The organism is Thermogutta hypogea, from assembly GCF_055386265.1.
The window spans coordinates 3,593,889-3,611,519 of the sequence record NZ_AP042425.1 but is presented as its reverse complement, the minus strand read 5'-3'; the positions used below and the strand labels follow the sequence as shown (position 1 = coordinate 3,611,519).

The following is a 17,631-nucleotide window of genomic DNA, read 5'->3' as shown; positions in this document are numbered from 1 at the left end:
TTCCGGTGCCGCCGTCGCGGCCGTCCCGTCTTCGCCATTTTCAGCACGGAATCGCCACATGCTCTGGAGCAAGACTTTCATCCCTACGTTGAAAGAGACGCCTGAAGGGGCGGAAGTTCCCAGCCACGTCCTGATGGTTCGCGCCGGGCTGATCAACCAGGTCATGGCCGGAGCCTATACCTACCTGCCGCTGGGATTGCGGGCCTTGAGGAAGGCCGAAAGGATCGTCCGGCAGGAAATGGACGCCGCCGGCGCCGTGGAGTTGTTGATGCCCTGCCTCAGCCCGATTTCCCTATGGGAGCAAACCGGCCGTAAGGAGGCATTCGGAGACGTCCTGATCCAGGTGGCGCTCAAGCGCCAGAACCGCAAGGTCGCGGCCGTCCTGGGGCCGACCCACGAGGAGATCGTGACCGACCTGGTGGCGCATCAAATCTCCAGCTACCGACAGTTGCCTATCACGCTGTACCAGATTTCGACCAAGTTCCGTAATGAGGAGCGACCGCGCTTCGGCGTCCTGCGGACCAGCGAATTCCTGATGAAGGATGCCTACAGCTTCGACGTCTCGTTGGAAGGATTGAATCGCAGCTATCAGGCCATGTACGGGGCCTACTGCCGGATTTTCGACCGTTGCGGGCTGGATTACATCCCGGTGGAGGCGGAGAGCGGTCCCATCGGCGGCGATGCCAGCCACGAATTCATGGTCCCCGCGGGCAACGGCGAAGACAAAATCGCCCACTGCCGGCAGTGCGGCTACGCGGCGAATCTGGAGCGGGCCGAGATCGGCGCCCGGGCCCCGGAGGACGCCGTCCCTGAGCCGGGACCGATCGAGCGGGTGCCCACTCCCGGCAGCAGCACCATCGAACAGGTCAGCAAGCTGTTGGGCTGCCGCCCGCGCGACATGATCAAAACCCTCATTTACGTCGCCGACGGCAAACCGGTCGCCGTGTTGATCCGCGGCGATCGCGAGGCGAACGAAAACAAGATTCGCCGGGCGCTGGGAGCCAAGGAGGTCGCGCTGGCCGAACCGGCGGTCATCGAGCACGTGACCGGCGCGCCGGTGGGCTTTGCGGGGCCGGTCGGGTTGAAACAGCCGATCCCCATTTGGGCCGACTACGATGTCCAATACTTGACCAACGCCGTGACCGGGGCCAATGAAGCCGACATGCATTTGCGCGGCGTCAGCGTGGGACGCGATTTCCAGCCTCAGAAATTCGCCGATCTCCGCTGCGCCGCCGACAACGATCCGTGCCCCCGGTGCAGCGGCATCCTGCGGCTGCGGCCCTGCATCGAAGTCGGCCACGTCTTCAAATTGGGCACGAAATACTCGGTGGCCTTGTCGGCCAATTATGCCGGCGAGGACGAGACGCTGCACCCCATGATCATGGGCTGCTACGGGATCGGTGTGAATCGCATTTTGGCCGCCCTGATCGAGACCACTCACGACGACAACGGGATCCTTTGGCCGGTATCGCTCGCACCGTACGAGGTGCTGGTCGTGCCCGTCAACGCCGCTCATCCCGAAACCGCTCGGGCGGCTCGGGCGCTGCACGACGAATTAAGCGCGGCGGGAGTGGACGTGCTGTTGGACGATCGCGACGTCCGCGCGGGCGTCAAATTCAAGGACGCCGACTTGATCGGTTTTCCGCTCCGGGTGGTGGTCGGCGAGCGCGGCCTGCAAAACGGCGAAGTCGAAATCAAATGGAGGTGGGATTCGACGGCCCTGCGGTTGCCCGTTCAAGACGCCGCCGGGCAGATTTCCCAATGGATCGCCGAGGAACGCGAAAACGGTTCGCGCTTTCGCCGGGCCTTGGGTCGCTCGGCCGACTGACCGCCGGCGACAAGACCTCGGCGTAAGCCGGCGTGAACTCTTGGGCGATGCCGCAACACCTCCGGCTTACGCCGGCGGCTCGGAGATGCGTCATGTCCACCGCGGAGTCGCGAGGCTCAGGGGCCGGCCCGAGATAGTAGGCGAGACGGGAGGATTGTACCATGCTCCATCGGTCGAACCGCCGCATGCGGCTCCGGATCGCTTGCTTCACCGTCGCGATGCTGCCGGCCTGGTGGGGGATATGCGCGGCCGGCGTCGGGCCGGAAAACGTCCTCCTGGTCGTCAACGCGCGGAGCGAGACCTCGCTGACCGTCGCCAATCACTACCAAGCCCTCCGCGGAATACCGCCCGAAAACGTGCTGTATCTGGACTGGGACCCGCTCCGGACCGTGGCCGAGGTCGCCGAGTTTCGGGAGAAGATACTCCGGCCCGTCGTCGACGTCGTGCTCGCTCGCGGACTCGGAATCGACTGCGTGGCCTACTCCACCGATTTTCCCTGGGGCGTGCAGTTGGAAGCGGATATCCGGACCTTTATTCGAGAAAACCCGGAGCTGTTCCCGGCGCCGCCGGAGCGAAAGGCGGGCGGCGGAAACCCCGCGGCGAACGACGATCCCCTGGCGCGGTGGCCCAAGCCGTTGACGCCGGTCGGATCAATCAACGGCTTGACGTATCTTTACCTCCCGGTCTTGGCGGCCGCCCCGCCCGTCTACATGAATCTGCATGAAAATCAGTACATGCGCCGGGCGACGCCGGAGCAGGAAGGCGTTCCGACGCTGGGTTTCAGCAGCCGATTGCGTTTCGGGCCGAACGGAGAGGTTTGGGAGCCGGACCGCGATTGGCCCTCCGCCCCAGGCATCGATCCCCTGAAAGTGGAATCGCGCCGCCGCTATCTGCTCTCCATGGTGCTGGGCGTGGTGGAGAACGAAAAGAACCGCGGCAATAGCCTCCCCGAAATCCTGCGCTATCTCGAACGCTCGGCCCGGGCCGACGCCACGTTTCCGGCGGGGACGATTTATTACGTCCGCAACGACGACATCCGTTCGAAGACGCGGCATTCGGCCTTCCCCGAGGCGGTGGAGCAACTGGAACGGCTGGGCGTCCGCGGCGAGATCGTCTTCGGGATCATGCCGAAGGAGAAGAAGGATTGCCAGGGCGTGATGATGGGCACGGCCCAATTCAACTGGAAGGAGTCGGGTAGCGAAATTCGGCCGGGCGCCCTCTGCGATCATCTGACCAGCCTGGGAGGGGTCATGCGTCGGAACGGGGGGCAAACGCCGCTCAGCGAGTTTCTCCGTCACGGAGCGGCCGCGGCCTCCGGAACCGTTACCGAGCCGTTCGCCATCCAAGAGAAATTTCCCTTCGCCATGCTCCACGTGCATTACGCGCGGGGCTGCACGGCGGCCGAGGCCTTCTATCAATCGGTTTACGGACCCTATCAACTGCTGATCGTGGGCGACCCGCTGTGCCGCCCCTGGGCGAATGTTCCGCGGGTCACGCTGGAAGGGTTGCCGGGGCCGATCGTCAGCGGGGAACTTCGCCTGCGGGCGACCGCCCATTTTCCGCGACCGGGCCTGCCCGCCCCGCTGGGCGGCGGAGAGGCGAGCGCCTTCGAATACTACCTGGACGGCGAATTGCGGCAGCGCTGTCAGCCGGGCCGAGAGTGCGTGATCAATACCGCCGCCTGGGGCGATGGGCGCCATGAGTTGCGGGTCGTCGCCGTGGAAAAGGGGCTGATCGCCGCCCGCGGCTCCTTGGTCGTGGACGTCGTCTTTCGCAATTACGACCGCGAGATTCAGGTCCAGGCCGACGTCCCGGACCGCATCGCATTCGGAAATACCATCGCGGTGCAAGCCCGATCGCCGGGCGCCATGGCCCTCCTTCTGCGTCACAACGGCAGAGTCTTGGATCGCTGCTTGGGTGAGACCGGCCGATTGACGGCGGACACGAAAAGGCTGGGGCGCGGTCCCGTTTCGCTGCAAGTCGTGGCGATGGGCCGCAGCGGGCCGCATTCCAACGTCTATTCCGCGCCGCTGCGGTTCGAGATCGAGTGAAGGCCGGGCTTGCCGCCGCGCTTCGGCCGCTTGGGGCTTTCGCCCGAGGCAAGGATGCCGACCGCCGTGCGGCATGGAAAACGCGCGCCGATCGCATCCTCCGCCGGCTTATGCGGGCGGCTCACAGGCGCCCGCTGCGACTCGTGTGCACGTCCCCGCAGGCGGTTGACGCGGCGGAGGAAGTTGACGGCGTGGCGGCGGACCTGGTTCAATGGCTGTTGTTGGATCACCTTAACACCATGCCGTACATCGCCACGCTCAGCCGGGCAGTGGCGTGAATCCTCGCAACTAACACGCCCATACCGGGAATATACGGGCATCGCGGGACTATAAATATATAGCCCTGGCGCGAATATAAGGAAAGGGCGCTGGAAGCAGGACGAGGGGACCACCACCGTGGTCAACCACCTGGTCTACGACGCCTTCGGCAACGTGACGAGCGAGACCGACCCGGCGGTGGACTCGCTCTTCATCTTCACCGCCCGGCCCTTCGACCAAGATAGTCACCTGCAAAACAACCTCAACCGCTGGTACGACCCGGTTGTGGGAAGGTGGCTGAGCGAGGACCCGGTGGGCTTCAATGCGGGTGATGAGAACTTGTATCGGTACGTGGGCAATGCCCCCGGGAACTCTTTTGACCCCATTGGCCTAGCAGTGGTAGTAATACGTCCAACCCCCAGACCTCGATGGTGGCCGGATTGGCTCTTTTGGCCGTATGACGAGCAGGGCATCCGCCAGTGCCGCCAGAATTTTGATCCCTCAGACTTCGTATGTCCCCTGGCTGGCTTCGCGCGGAGGGAAGCCTTGAAGCGTATTTGGGGCCTTGCAGAGCAAATCGACATTCATTTTGCGAAACTAGCGAAAGAGCCCGGTGCTCAAGCAGTAGCCCATTGGAAGCACGAAATTTCGGTGTTGATACGGCGTGTGGAGGAATACCTACCTTGCGTGGGGAAAAGGACGCGCGAACAGATTGAGCCACAGGTGCAGGCATGGAAAGACCAACTAAGGAGACTCTCAGAGTGAACACATCTAGCAGCGAAATCAACAAGCTGGAACAGCTCTTGGCTCGGGCGTTTGAGGTGTGTAAGGCCGGGCGGCGCACCAAGAAGTTTCGCCAACAGCAATTCGATTTTGTTTTTCACATGACAGACTGGCTCTTTGATCTAGAGGAGCTTTACGATATGGTTCACAACCCTGAGAACTGGAATCCAGACAAGGCCGGCGAATTTTTAATAGGCTTTCTTTATCACGTAATTCCTCACCTTAACACTGCGGGAAAGCTGCTTGTGGGGGAAATCTCAGACCCATTCGAAACGTCTACCAAGTGAATGATGTAGGCCGCCTTAACCATATACCGGGGCTGATTCCCTAACGGATACGACGACCGTGGTCAATCAATTGGTCTACGACGCCTTGGGCAACGTCACGCGGATGGGGAGCCGCCGGCGTGAGCCGGCGGTGGATAGTCTCTTCCTCTTCACTGCCCGACCCTTCGACGCCGACACCGGCCTGCAAAACAACCTCCACCGCTGGTACGACCCGGCGGTAGGAAGGTGGCTGAGCGAGGACCCGGTGGGCTTCAATGCCGGCGATGAGAACTTGTACCGGTACGTGGGGAATGCGCCTTTGGTGCTGGCCGATCCCCGCGGAACTGTCCGTCTCCCAGGCGCGGTAAGTATCTACCCGTCTCCATCCGGCTCGTTCGACGTGAGCCTCCACGTTGTCCAAGTTTCCGACCCAAAACAGCAGGCGGTGCTTGGCCAGACAGCAATCGGGTACGAAGTGACCTACCGTCCGCCAGCTGGTGTATGCCAGCAGGCAAACGAAACTATCCATATGGTCCAGGCATTGTACTCTCATGGATGGCTTACCGGTACGTCACCCGAATTCGACGCAGGAGACACGCCGCCGAACCTGTTTTGGCCGCCATACCCGGGGCAATCGGGCAGTGCGCCTAACAGTATCGTAGATCGGCCTTACAATCCCTGGAAGGCTTTTACTTCTGCGCATAGATGGGAAATCACAGTCTGTGCGGTATGCACGACATGCCTATACCACCTGCAATCGGGAATTGCGGTCACCGTTCAGCAGGTGCTGGGCTGTATCAACTTTCAGTGGGTGGATTCTCATCCGCCCGTGCTTGTTTTCGCGGGGCAAGAATACCATAACGGCGACGTTATCAGCAGCATTCCGGCAACTTCCCCCGGAAACGCATGGGACGCAGCGATGGAGAATCTGTAAGGCCGGCCCAGAAAGTGTTTCTGGTACGCGATGTCCCGGGGATCGAAGGTGCCAGAGATGCGCAGATATGACGAATGGTTCAGGGTACTCAGCGCCACTATGGCGCTGATTATTGTCGCGGCCTTCGCATGGGCGTACGGGCAAATGAAATGCGTCAGCGTCAGAATTGCACATGCACATCCTCCCAGGTACACGTTGCCTACAACGCTCCTGCAGCATTGGTGGCTTGGCCTGGTGGTTGCGATCCTTGTTGCGGCCGTGGGCGGTTTGGCTGCGCTCAAACACAGACACACGATTGCAAACCTGATATGCGGCGTCGCTTGGTTGGTCGTACTTGCCACTCTGTGCCTGGTACTTCTGGCATGGGAGCTTGAGGAGCTACCGCCCACTACACCACTGAAATGAGACCGCGAATGCTATTTCCGTAACATTTCAGCCAATTGGAGGGGCCGACAAGTGGCAATGCGGCATCCGGCGGCCCGAACGTGACGGAGTTCCTCCTTCGCACGGGGTTTCCCGGTGCCTGAACAGCATTTCGCTTCAGATGGCTGAAATGTTACGGATTTCCTAGTGCTGTTTCCAGCCAAGTAAGTCAGGCACACCGTGCCTGACAAGAGCGGCAGGCGGTGGACAAGGTGGTGGAGTATGCCTACGACTACGAGAAACGCTGGGGCCGCAAGCGGCTGGATGCCGACGGCGACGGGCACACCGACCAGCGGCGGCTGTTAACCGGGGGCGCTTGCCTGGGAGGCATATAAACTCCCCTCTCCCTTTGGGAGAGGGGTTGGGGGTGAGGGCCACCGGACACATGCTCTTGCACGTCTGCCGGGCCAACTCGGGAGATTTGCAGATCGGGCACCTGCGCCAGCGCTATCTGTGGGGCCCGGCGGTGGACCAGATTCCGGCCGAGGAAGAGGGCGGCGATTGCGCCTTGTCCCGCGCGGGGCGGAGGATTATATTGCGAATAAAGACACTCGCGGCCGACGTAATGATCTCCTATCGAGACGGCCGCCCCTTGCGCCCCCGGTGCCGGCGAATCCGGTTCGAGGCGCGGTTTCGCGTCGGGCTGGGTTGCGTGCCCGGCCGCGATCGCTCCTAACAGCCTGTTGAAAAAGTGTTTGCTAGCACAACTGGTAGCGGTTGCAATCGGCTTCCACCCACGACGGCTTGTGCAAGCGTTTTTGTTTTTCAACAGGCTGCTAACCCTTAGCCCATAGGATCGTTTCCCGTGCTCAAGGCCGATTTGGCTTCTTTGTTCGGGCGTCACGAATTCTTCATCCGTCGCTTGCATTCTTTTACGGGGCTGGTCCCGGTCGGCGGTTTCATGGTCTTTCACCTCGCGACCAACGCCTCGATCGCCGACGGCGTGGAGATTTTCCAGTACCGGGTGAACGTGATCCACGGCCTAGGCCCCTCCACCATCATGATGCTGGAATGGCCGTTCATCTTTCTGCCGATCCTGTTCCATGCGATCGTGGGAATGATGATCGTCTCGCGCGGCAAGCGCAACGTGACGGCGTATCCCTATCCCGAGAATATCCGCTACACGCTCCAGCGGTGGACCGGCGTGATCGCCTTCTTTTTCATCTTCTGGCATGTCTTTCACATGCACGGTTGGCTCAAATTCGAATGGTGGGTGAACTACGTGGCCAAGCCCTTGGGCGGCCATCAGTTCGATCCCGCACGGGTCATCACGGCGGCCGAGGCGATTCAAGCCTCGATTTGGATCCGGCTGTTTTACATCGTGGGCGTGCTGTCTTGCGTATACCATTTCGTCAACGGGATTTGGACGGCGGGGATCACGTGGGGCGTATGGATCAGCCCGCGGGCACAACGGACGGCCTCCGCCTTGGCCCTCGTGATCGGATTATTTTTGGGGGGCATCTCCGTGGCCGCCCTGTACGGCATGAATACGATCGACACCGCGGGCGGTCGGGCGAGTGAGAAGGTTTCCGGGGGCGGCGTGCCGGCGGCCGAGGCCCGCGTGGAAACTTCCTTCGCCGAGAGTCCCTGACCTGCGCCCGGCGCACCTCTCGAACGCCGGGCGGTTTCATCTTTTGCGAGGCACGGCATGGCATCGTTTCGCGTGATCGTGGTGGGGGGAGGCTTGGCCGGTCTTTCGGCGACCATGAAATTGGCCGAGCTGGGGGCGGAGATCTGGCTTGTCAGTCTCACCCCCGTCAAACGCTCCCACAGTTGTTGCGCCCAAGGCGGCATTAACAGCGTCAATAATTTGACCCGGCAGTTGGGCGACTCCGAATGGTCCCACTTCGAGGACACGGTGTACGGCGGCGACTTCCTCCAGCATCAACCGCCGGTCAAGGAGATGGCGGAGTGGGCGCCGCGGATCATCGACTTGATGGACCGCTTGGGCGTTACGTTCAACCGCACGCCGGAGGGTTTTCGCGATCAGCGCCGCTTCGGCGGAACGCTCTATCCGCGAACGGCCTTCGCCGGGGCCACCACCGGCCAGCAGCTTTTGTACGCGCTGGACGAGCAGGTTCGCCGCTGGGAGGTGACCGGCCATGTGCGGAAACTCGAGTTCTGGGAATACCTCGGCCCGATCTTGGACGAAAACGGCGTCTGTCGCGGTTGCACGGTTCAGGACCTGGTGAGCATGGAGATTCGAGCCTTGCCCGCCGACGCCCTGGTCATCGCTTCCGGCGGCTGCGGCGTGATCTTCGGGCGGTCCACGATGTCCATGGCGTGCAACGGCAGCGCCGTCAGCCGGACCTACCAGGCCGGCGCGCGCTACGGCAACCCCGAGTTCATCCAGGTCCACCCCACGGCCATTCCGGGTAGTGACAAGCTGCGGTTGATGAGCGAATCGGCGCGGGGCGAAGGCGGGCGCGTATGGGTCCCTCGCACACCGCAAGACCCCCGGCCGCCCCACCAAATCCCGGAAAGCGAGCGTTACTATTTCCTAGAGGAACGCTATCCCAAGTACGGCAATCTGGTGCCCCGCGATATCGCCACCCGGGAAATCTTCAAGGTCTGCACGCAAGAGGGGCTGAGCGTGGAAAAGGACCGCCTGTGCGTGTACTTGGACTTGACGCACCTGCCCCGCGATCTCTTGGACCGCAAGCTGGGCGGCATCTTGGAGATCTACGAGAAGTTTCAGGGAGTCGATCCCCGCTCCGTGCCCATGAAGATCTTTCCCGCCGTGCATTATTCGATGGGCGGGCTGTGGGTGGATTACGAGCGTACGGCGGCCGGCGGTCTGAGGATCGGCTCGCCGCGGAATCAGCACACCAACATCACGGGCATTTTCGCCGTGGGCGAATGCGACTATCAGTACCACGGGGCCAATCGGCTGGGCGCGAATTCCCTGTTGTCTTGCATTTTCAGCGGTTTGATCGCGGCCCCCGGCATCCTATCGTATCTAAAGGACGGTGACCAAGGGTCGCGGGACCGGGCGCCTTCCTCGCTCTTCGAGCAGGCGGAGCGGCGCCAGAAAGAACGCCTGCAAGAGTTCCTGCGCCGCCCGCAGGACGGAGATAACCCCTACCGGATTCACCAGGAATTGGGCCGGGTGATGACCGCCGCGGCCACGGTAGTCCGGCATAACGACGAGCTGGATCAGGCGTACGAAAAGGTGCTGGAATTGGAAGCCAGGGCGAAGCACTGCTCCCTTTCCGACAGCGGTTCGTGGACCAATCAGAATTTGGTATTCGCCCGTGCCTTGGAGGACATGTTCCCCGTGGCCAAGGCGATTCTCCGCGGTGCCCGCATGCGAGACGAATGCCGGGGGGCCCATTACAAGCCGGAATTCGAGATGCCGGCCGTCACGGCGAAGGATCCCGCCGAGGCTCGGCGGCAGGCCGAGGCCTGGTGCGACCGCTTCGAGGCGAATACCCGGCGCTGGCTCAAGTCCACAATCGCGACTTGCGACGCGGACGGCGAGCCGGTCGTTCATTACGAGGAAGTGGATACCAGCCTGATTCCCCCGCGGCCGAGATTGTACGGGTTGGTCGGCGGGCAAATCATCGAGCAGGTTTGGCGGGAACGCCGCCGGCCGGAGGTCGCCGCGACGGCATAATCGGGCGGACCGGCCGGCCGCGGCGCCGCGACGGCGCGATGCGACCCGCCCCAGCCCTCCCACGGCCGCCGGACTCGCAAAAACATCGGACCTTTGACGCGATTCGGTACTAAGACCATGACGGATTCCAGCGATTCCCACCGGCACGACGATCAGCGCCCGCGGCAAATCAACGTGCGGGTACGGCGGCAAGACGGCCCGGGCCGGGCGGCCTATTGGGAAACGTTCGCCCTGCCCTACGAACCCGACCTGAACGTCATCAGCGTGCTGCAAAAGATCGCCGCCTTGGGCGAGAACGCCGCGGGCAAACGCGTCCCTCCCGTGGCCTGGGAGTGCAATTGCTTGGAGGAGATTTGCGGGGCCTGCACCATGCTGATCAACGGCCGGGTGCGTCAAGCCTGCACCGCGCTGGTCGATCGGCTTTTGGAGCAGAACCCTCACGAAATCCGATTGGAGCCGATGTCCAAGTTCCCGGTCATCCGCGACTTGGTCGTGGACCGCACGCGGATCTTCGCCACCTTGAAGAAGGTCCGGGCATGGGTGCCGGTGGACAATTACCTGGACCTCGGGCCGGGGCCGCGGCAATCCCAGGAGAATCAGGAGGTCGCCTACCTGTTGAGCAAGTGCATGAGCTGCGGTTGCTGTATGGAGGCTTGCCCGCAATTTCTCAAGATCGAAGTCCGGCGTTTGCCCGGCGAAAGCGAAGACGACTATCGCCGTCGGGAGGCGGAAATGACGAATCGCGCGTTCATGGGGGCCGCGGGCATCGCCCAAATCGACCTCTTCAATAGCAACCCCATCGGCGCCATGAACGCCCGCGAACGCTTGGACGTCCTCATCGGCGAGGGCGGCATCCAAGTCTGCGGCAATGCCCAGAATTGCGTCAAGGTCTGCCCCAAGGAGATTCCGCTGACGACGTCGATCGCGCGGATGGGGCGCGCCGCTACGATCCACATGTTCCGCCGGTGGTTCGATCTGTAGTCCTCCGCCGTGCCGCAGTCTTCGGCCTTTTCGCCGCCGGCCGACGTTGGAGGCTGGGGAGGGCGATTTGACACCGAAGTCTCTGCACCTCGCGCGGACACTCCAGGCTCCCAGTTTTGACCGCCTCCAGCTGATGCCCGAGGCTCCTCCTTTCCAACCCGAAACCGCGAGCCGCCGGTGTAACCCGGCGGTGGAACGGCGGAACCATGCGGATGGTCGCCGGGCGGACGGGAAGCGCCGCCTGCGGTTCGCGGAAGGGGAGGAAAGAGGGGGACCTCAAGCGGAAAGCCGACGCGGGCTTCCCGGGTTCCGTCAATCCAGCGGCTTGATCATCCGCCGCGGGTCGAGTGCCTCGGCCAGCTTATCCTCGGGCAAGACATGCTGTTCGCGGCACACCTCGCGGATGGTTTTTCCCCGGCGAAAGGCCTCTTTGGCGATGGCCGCGGCGCGTTCGTAACCGATGTACGGGTTCAAGCCCGTCACCAAAGCCAAGCTCTTTTCCACGGCGGCCTCGCAAGCCTCGGGATTGGGTTTGAGGTCGCGGAGGGCCTTGTCGGTGAAAGCGGCGACTCCGCCGGCCAAGAGGCGCACGGACTCCAGGGCCGTATCGGCCATGACCGGCATCATGATATTGAGCTGGAATTGCCCGCCCGTCGCCCCGGCAAAAGCGATGGTGTGGTCGTTGCCCAACACCCGCGCGGCAACCTGCATCAGACTTTCGCACATCACGGGATTGACTTTGCCGGGCATGATGGAACTGCCGGGCTGCAGGTCGGGCAGAATGACTTCGTAATACCCGCAACGAGGGCCGGAGCCGAGAAACCGGATGTTGTTGGCCACGTGGAACAGGGTGACCGCCACGGCTCGCAGTTGCCCGTGGCATTCCACCAACCCGTCACGCTGGGCATTGGCCTCGAAATGGTTTTCCGCTTCGCGGAAGGGGATGCCGGTCTCGCGGGCGAGCAGTTCGGCCACGCGGCGGCCGAACTCGGGGTGCGTATTGATGCCGCTGCCCACGGCGGTGCCTCCCGCCGGAAGCTCCAGCACGGCCTCCACCGCCCGTTCCGCCCGCCGGACCGACAGTTCAACCATCCGGGCCAATCCGCCGAACTCCTGCCCCAAGGTCAAGGGCGTGGCGTCCGCCAAATGCGTCCGGCCGATCTTGAGGATATCCTTCCATTCCCGGGCTTTGCCGTCCAAGACCTTCCAAGCGTCGTGGAGGGCGGGTAGAAGGCGTTCCCGTATCCCCACGGCAACGGCCACGTGCGCCGCGGTGGGGAAGATGTCGTTGGTGCTTTGGCCCATGTTGACGTGGTCGTTGGGATGGATGGGCTTTTCCGGCCGGAAACGATCGCCGCCGGACAACTCGATCGCGCGATTGGCGATGACCTCGTTGGCGTTCATGTTGGTCGAGGTCCCCGAGCCGGTCTGGTACACGTCCACGGGGAACTGGTCGTCGAACCGGCCTGCCGCGGTTTCGCGACAAGCCTGCAACAGGGCCTGCACCTGAGCCTCGTTGAGCGGTTTTGGGCCCGTCGTCAGACGCCCCAGCGCGTGATTGGCCTGGGCCGCCGCCCATTTCACGAGGCCCAAGGCGTGAATGAATTCGCCGGGCAATCGCCTGCCGGAGATGGGAAAATTCTCGACCGCTCGCTGCGTTTGCGCGCCGTAATACGCTTCGGCCGGCAGCCGCACTTCCCCCATCGAATCACGCTCCACGCGGTAGGTCGCTTCGGCCATAATCCCTCTTTTCCTCGGACTGCAGGTTCCAGTGTTTTCAGGTCTCAGCAGGTTGAAATGGACCGGCAAAGGGCGAGGCCGGTTTTCCCCGCTCCCGGCCGGCCGCCGGCACGCCGGGCATGACCGCGCATCGCAGACGGGAAGTCCGCCCGCCGAAGTTCACCCGCCCCGCCGAGACGCGGTAGTTCAGCCACTCCGGTCCTCCGCCCATAATATCCGCAACCGCTTTTGACGTAAATCGAGGGGAAACTCGAGGCTGTGGGTCGTCGATCGCCCGCTCGAAAGGTCGGCCGGCCGGTCCGGCAAATCGGCTACGCGCTCCCGAAAGTCTCGTCTCCCGCGCGAAGAGCCGCCACGCGGCGATCATACGCGGCGAGGATGGTCTCGCGGCGCAGCGTTCCCAAGATACGGTTGGGGTCGTCGTCGGCCACGACGGGCAGTTCGTCCAAACGATGGCGTGCCATGAGTCGTAGGGCGGTGTGCAGATCGTCGGCCGAACGCAGCGTGACCGCCGGTCCCGCGATATCGACGGCGATGACCAGGTCGCCGGCCCCTTCGCCCGCCAGCACCGTACGGAGGTCGTTCAGGGAAATGATTCCGGTCAGGCGGTTCTCGCGATCGACCACGGGAAAGACGTACTGCGAGGAATCGGCCGCCAGCCGCAGCAGGTGAGGCAGCTTGCAGGATTCGGCGACGATCGTCGGTCGCGGTTGCGGATGGTACACCTCCCGCACCCGCATTTGCTCCAGCACGTCCATGACGAAGTCGCCGATGTGCGCCGGGCTGTCGGCCAGGCTCGGCACTTGTTCGCGACACAGGGAAACCTTCCCCGGCAGCAGGGCGACGTGCAGGAAGGAGACCAGCATCATGGGAACGAGCAGGTCGTGCGAGCCGGTCAACTCGGCGACCATGATGAGGGCGGCCAAGGGGGTCTTGAAGACGCCTGCCAGGAATCCCCCCATCCCCACCAAGACGAACGCGCTGACCGGCGGCGCCAGATGCGGAAACCACAGCCGGCAAATGCCGCCGAAGGAGCCACCCAGCATGGCGCCGATGAATAGAGACGGGGCGAACATCCCGCCGCTCCCGCCCGACGAGATGGTCAGCGAGGTCGCCGCGATTTTGCAGAGGACGAGGATCGCCATGGTTTTCCAGGGGAGGTCGGGCGACTGCAAGATCGCCTTTTGCACCCAACCGTATCCTCCCGCCATGACGTGGGGGTAGGCGAGGGCGATCAGCCCGACGCCCAATCCGCCGATCGCCGGCTTCAGCAGCGGTGGGAGTGGGAGTCGCGCGAACACGCGCTCGAAGCCGTTAAAAACGCGGACGTACAGCCACGCAACTCCCACGCAGAGGAGGCCGAACGCGAAGTAGAACGGCAGCTCGTGGGCCCCATTGAAGGCACAAGGCAGAAACCCCGTCTCGAGATCCGGCTCGGTGGGCAGGACGAACATCGGCTTCCCGCCGAAGACGGAGACGAAGACGGTGTAGCTGACGACGGCCGCCACGCAGACCGGCCCCAGGGCCGTGAACTCCATGGCCGTCGTGGAATACAGGACTTCCACGGCGAACATGGTGCCGCCCAAGGGGGCCCGGAAGACGGCTCCCAGGCCGGCGCCCGCCCCGGCCAACAGAAGGATGCGACGTTCCCAGTCGCTGAGCTTCCAGCGCGAGGCCAAGATCGAGCCGATTCCGGCGCCGATTTGCATGGCCGGTCCTTCTCGCCCCGCCGAACCGCCCGTCCCGATGGTGATCACGCTGGCCAGCCCCTTGACCCACGGGATATTAGCCGGGATCACTCCCCGCAGGCCGTGAAATGCCCGAATGACGGCATCGGTGCCGTGCCCTTTGGCCGCCGGGGCCGACATCTCGACGACAAAGCCGCAGGCGAGGCCGCCCAAGGTGGGAAGGAGCAGCACCAACCACCATCGCTCGGGCAAGCTGAAGGGGGCGTGAGGATCAGCGGCTGCTTCGGGCGGCGAGCGGTAGCCCATGGTCTCGCGCAAGGCCCGGTGTTGCACGGATTCCAATCCCCAAACGAAGACCACGCCCGCCATGCCCACCACCGCGCCCGTGAGGGCGCTCCAGGCCAGCATCCGTCCGGAGGTGTCCCACGAGAACAGCCGGCGGATCCCATCGGCCAAGGGAACGGCCCAATCGAAACGGAGCGGTGCGTCGCCCCGCCGTCGTTGCCGGGGCGGAGGAGAAACGGCATGCGGGCCTTGCGGTGATGTTCCTTGGGGAGGATTCACGGATTCAAAAGACTCGGAATGGAGAACTCAACCTGATCCTGATGGAAGGAAGGCGGCCGGAACTTTCGCGGCGGACCGCCTCGCCCGGCGAGCGACGTCCGTCCTTGTCGCGACGGCGAGCCTTCCTTTGCACCCCGGCCGCGTCCCGGGTCTAACCGGTCGAATCCGCGGGACCGTTGGCGGCCGCGGCGTCACCTTCCGCGAAAAACAGGGCTTGCAGCAACAAGAGGAACACGCCGCAGACCAGCAGGCTATCGGCGATGTTGAAGTTCGGCCAAGGCCATCGGCCGATCATAACCAAGATCCAATCGCGGACCGCGTAGACCGGCTCGCCGGCCTGGTGCATGGCCGTGGTGTCGGGCCAGCGGAGCCCGTGAAGCCCCAGCCGGTCGTAAAGATTCCCCAGGATTCCCGCCGTGATCAACGCCATGGTGCAGGTCAGAAATCTGCTTCGTGCCGCTCCCAGCAGGAATAGCCATGCCATCACGGCCGCGGCGAAAAGGATCGAGACGGAGGCGAAGACCAGGCTCCAGCCCTGTCCCAAACCGAACAAGGCCCCTTCATTGAGGCTGGTCTGAAAACCGAAGACGTGCGGGATGATCCACCAAACGGGCTTTTCGCCGGGCAATCCCAGTTTGGCAAAAATCCATTCCTTGGTGGCCAAATCCGCCCACAATCCGCCCGCCGCAAGAATGAAAAACAGCCCGTAGCGCGTGGGGGGAATGCCGCGCCGGGCAAGCCGGGTCGCCTCGGAATCGCTTTGCAAATCACCACTGCGAGACGGAGTCGGCACGCAAAATCCCCCCGATGATGTTCGTCATTACCGGTTTTTGTCGGCTGACCGCCGTGACGTCGATACGACCGCGTCCCCGGATTATGGGAGAATCGAACGCACGGGACAAGCCGAGATGACGTTGCGGCGGAGAAAAAACGCGGCGACCGGGAAAAGATCGGAGCTGCAAGTCTTGTCGCCGCGCTTCGGAACGTTCGGGTGGATATAGGGACCGGTTCGGACCCCGGCCGCCGGTCCGGGATACAGACCGGGAAATGGGAAGACGGTCAGCCTTCCATGACCACCTTGAAGCCCATCAGCCGCGCCATGTGCTGGATGTCTTGCATGTGGTCTCCGTAGAACACCACGCGGTGCAGCAACGTCATGGCGTCTTCGGTGTCGAGCGCGCTGCTCCAATTGGCGGCCATGGTTGCGGCATCCTTGACCTCGGTCACGATCTGCGTGCGGCACGCCCGAATCGATTTCTCCGGCACCTCGATGATCTTCGCGGTGGACGCCAGGAACGTATCGAGGTTGACGAATTTGGTCCGCGTGATGACCTCGCCGACTCGGTATTGCACTTCGGGAACGCAGCCGCTGCCGCCGACTTCCGAGTGTCCGCGGAGCAGGTACGGGGCCTCGGGGCCGTCGGGGCCGTCCAGTTTGAGCGGGGCCGTGCAGTGCGCCGTCCACAGCACGTTCCGCGAGGTGTCGAACGTGGCGTTGCCTTGAAAGCCCGGCTTGTTGATGGCGTACTGGAACAGCATCATCGTCAGCAGCGAGTCCATGTCGCCTTCGCAGGCGGCGGGCAGACCGCGATCGCGAAGCCGTGCGAAGCCGAGGCACGGGAATCCCCGCGGCAGCCAGCCCATGCACGTGCCGACGGCCAACCCCTGCGCCTGGTGCTGTTCCATCAGTTTTTGCAAGGCGATGCTGACGCGGGCGGCCTTGGCGATATCCTCTTCATTCGGCTCGATGATCTGCTTGGCGTTCTTCGTCCAGGTCTCCGCTTCGGCGCGGACCGTCTCTTCATCCACGGCCGCCATCATCTCGTCGAACGCGGCTTGCTCCACCGCCAAGACATCCGCACCGAGACGCTCTTTGACCAGATCCGGCGAACAGGCGGGAGCGGTGCCTCGGGCGGGCGGGAAGAGCAAGATACGGGTCTTCTGCATCATGGGAATGACGCGGAGCAGGCGTAAGGCTCGCTCCAACTCGCCGTAATCGCTGCTGGCCAGCAGCGTCACGCGATGGCCCGCCCGCTGCCACCGCGGCGGATACATCCAGTCGTGACCGCTGGCGGGGAGGGAGAAGACGGCCATGGGGTGCCGTCTCTCGAGGATCGGGTTGACCAGCCGCGTCAGGGCGAAGCAATTCAAGTTGATCGCCAGCACGGGCACGCCTTCGCCCGCCTTGTCCAACAATTCCGCCGTCTGCTCGTTGCTGTTCGATTGCCCCACGATCAACTCGATGTTGCCCAGCTTGGCCTCGCAATCGGCCAGGACTTGGCGGGCCTGTTCCATTTGGCTCGGATCGGCATTCCAACCGCGATCCGCCGGTCCCGGACCGCCCGCGAACAAGACGCAGATGCGGGCCTTTCCCGGCGGCTGGGCGGCGGGGGCCTGCGATGCCCAGGTGTAATTCCACGCCCCCGTGGAGGCCAGCGCCGTCAGAACGCCCGACCCCAAAAACTCGCGGCGATTGCAGTGCTCACACATCTTCGTCCC

At 63.4% G+C, this 17,631-nt stretch carries 15 protein-coding genes; 11 read left to right on the top strand and 4 right to left on the bottom strand.

Annotated features, from left to right (window positions below):
- Positions 1-58: 58 nt before the first annotated feature.
- From ACZ5B4_RS13005 to sdhB, 11 genes are all read left to right on the top strand, one after another.
- A complete protein-coding gene (locus ACZ5B4_RS13005) occupies positions 59-1,828 on the top strand; it encodes a proline--tRNA ligase (protein ID WP_464911661.1) in 1,770 nt (589 codons plus the stop codon).
- A 161-nt stretch (positions 1,829-1,989) separates the two neighbouring features.
- Positions 1,990-3,879 (top strand): hypothetical protein, encoded by a 1,890-nt coding sequence (locus ACZ5B4_RS13000; protein WP_464911660.1) that lies wholly within the window; start codon positions 1,990-1,992, stop codon positions 3,877-3,879.
- Between the two features lie 143 nt (positions 3,880-4,022).
- Complete coding sequence (locus ACZ5B4_RS12995; protein WP_464911659.1) at positions 4,023-4,157, top strand: hypothetical protein; 135 nt, start codon at positions 4,023-4,025, stop codon at positions 4,155-4,157.
- Positions 4,158-4,275: 118 nt separating this feature from the next.
- Positions 4,276-4,902, top strand: a complete 627-nt coding sequence (locus ACZ5B4_RS12990) for an RHS repeat domain-containing protein (protein ID WP_464911658.1) — start codon at positions 4,276-4,278, stop codon at positions 4,900-4,902.
- A complete protein-coding gene (locus ACZ5B4_RS12985) occupies positions 4,899-5,207 on the top strand; it encodes a hypothetical protein (protein WP_464911657.1) in 309 nt (102 codons plus the stop codon). Before ACZ5B4_RS12990 ends, ACZ5B4_RS12985 begins: the two co-directional genes overlap by 4 nt.
- Positions 5,208-5,265: 58 nt before the next feature.
- Positions 5,266-6,120, top strand: a complete 855-nt coding sequence (locus tag ACZ5B4_RS12980; RefSeq protein ID WP_464911656.1) for an RHS repeat-associated core domain-containing protein — start codon at positions 5,266-5,268, stop codon at positions 6,118-6,120.
- Positions 6,121-6,746: 626 nt separating this feature from the next.
- The gene (locus ACZ5B4_RS12975) at positions 6,747-6,878 is read left to right on the top strand and encodes a hypothetical protein (protein ID WP_464911655.1); all 132 of its coding nucleotides are present in this window, start codon (positions 6,747-6,749) and stop codon (positions 6,876-6,878) included.
- A gap of 32 nt (positions 6,879-6,910) precedes the next feature.
- Complete coding sequence (locus ACZ5B4_RS12970; protein WP_464911654.1) at positions 6,911-7,219, top strand: hypothetical protein; 309 nt, start codon at positions 6,911-6,913, stop codon at positions 7,217-7,219.
- Between the two features lie 129 nt (positions 7,220-7,348).
- Entirely contained in the window at positions 7,349-8,134 is a 786-nt protein-coding gene (locus ACZ5B4_RS12965; protein WP_464911653.1) for a succinate dehydrogenase/fumarate reductase transmembrane subunit, read from the top strand.
- A gap of 57 nt (positions 8,135-8,191) precedes the next feature.
- Positions 8,192-10,159: a succinate dehydrogenase flavoprotein subunit gene (sdhA, locus tag ACZ5B4_RS12960; protein WP_464911652.1), complete on the top strand. Its 1,968-nt coding sequence runs from the start codon at positions 8,192-8,194 to the stop codon at positions 10,157-10,159.
- Between the two features lie 117 nt (positions 10,160-10,276).
- The gene (sdhB, locus tag ACZ5B4_RS12955; RefSeq protein WP_464911651.1) at positions 10,277-11,140 is read left to right on the top strand and encodes a succinate dehydrogenase iron-sulfur subunit; all 864 of its coding nucleotides are present in this window, start codon (positions 10,277-10,279) and stop codon (positions 11,138-11,140) included.
- A gap of 312 nt (positions 11,141-11,452) precedes the next feature.
- Here the strand turns inward: sdhB and ACZ5B4_RS12950 are convergent, their stop codons facing one another.
- From ACZ5B4_RS12950 to ACZ5B4_RS12935, 4 genes are all read right to left on the bottom strand, one after another.
- Positions 11,453-12,880, bottom strand: coding sequence for a class II fumarate hydratase (locus ACZ5B4_RS12950; RefSeq protein ID WP_464911650.1), 1,428 nt, complete (start codon positions 12,878-12,880; stop codon positions 11,453-11,455).
- Positions 12,881-13,191: 311 nt separating this feature from the next.
- Complete coding sequence (locus tag ACZ5B4_RS12945) at positions 13,192-15,132, bottom strand: chloride channel protein (protein ID WP_464911649.1); 1,941 nt, start codon at positions 15,130-15,132, stop codon at positions 13,192-13,194.
- 151 nt (positions 15,133-15,283) lie between these two features.
- On the bottom strand, positions 15,284-15,925 hold the full coding sequence (locus tag ACZ5B4_RS12940) for a signal peptidase II (RefSeq protein ID WP_464911648.1): 642 nt from the start codon (positions 15,923-15,925) through the stop codon (positions 15,284-15,286).
- Positions 15,926-16,191: 266 nt separating this feature from the next.
- Positions 16,192-17,622, bottom strand: a complete 1,431-nt coding sequence (locus ACZ5B4_RS12935; RefSeq protein ID WP_464911647.1) for a hypothetical protein — start codon at positions 17,620-17,622, stop codon at positions 16,192-16,194.
- Positions 17,623-17,631 lie beyond the last annotated feature (9 nt).

Excerpts from the sequence above, each read along its gene's own strand:
- ACZ5B4_RS13005 (WP_464911661.1), top strand. The coding sequence starts at position 59 with ATGCTCTGGAGCAAGACTTTCATCCCTACGTTGAAAGAGACGCCTGAA.
- ACZ5B4_RS13000 (WP_464911660.1), top strand. The coding sequence starts at position 1,990 with ATGCTCCATCGGTCGAACCGCCGCATGCGGCTCCGGATCGCTTGCTTC.
- sdhA (WP_464911652.1), top strand. The coding sequence starts at position 8,192 with ATGGCATCGTTTCGCGTGATCGTGGTGGGGGGAGGCTTGGCCGGTCTT.
- sdhB (WP_464911651.1), top strand. The coding sequence starts at position 10,277 with ATGACGGATTCCAGCGATTCCCACCGGCACGACGATCAGCGCCCGCGG.
- ACZ5B4_RS12950 (WP_464911650.1), bottom strand. The coding sequence starts at position 12,880 with ATGGCCGAAGCGACCTACCGCGTGGAGCGTGATTCGATGGGGGAAGTG.
- ACZ5B4_RS12935 (WP_464911647.1), bottom strand. The coding sequence starts at position 17,622 with ATGTGTGAGCACTGCAATCGCCGCGAGTTTTTGGGGTCGGGCGTTCTG.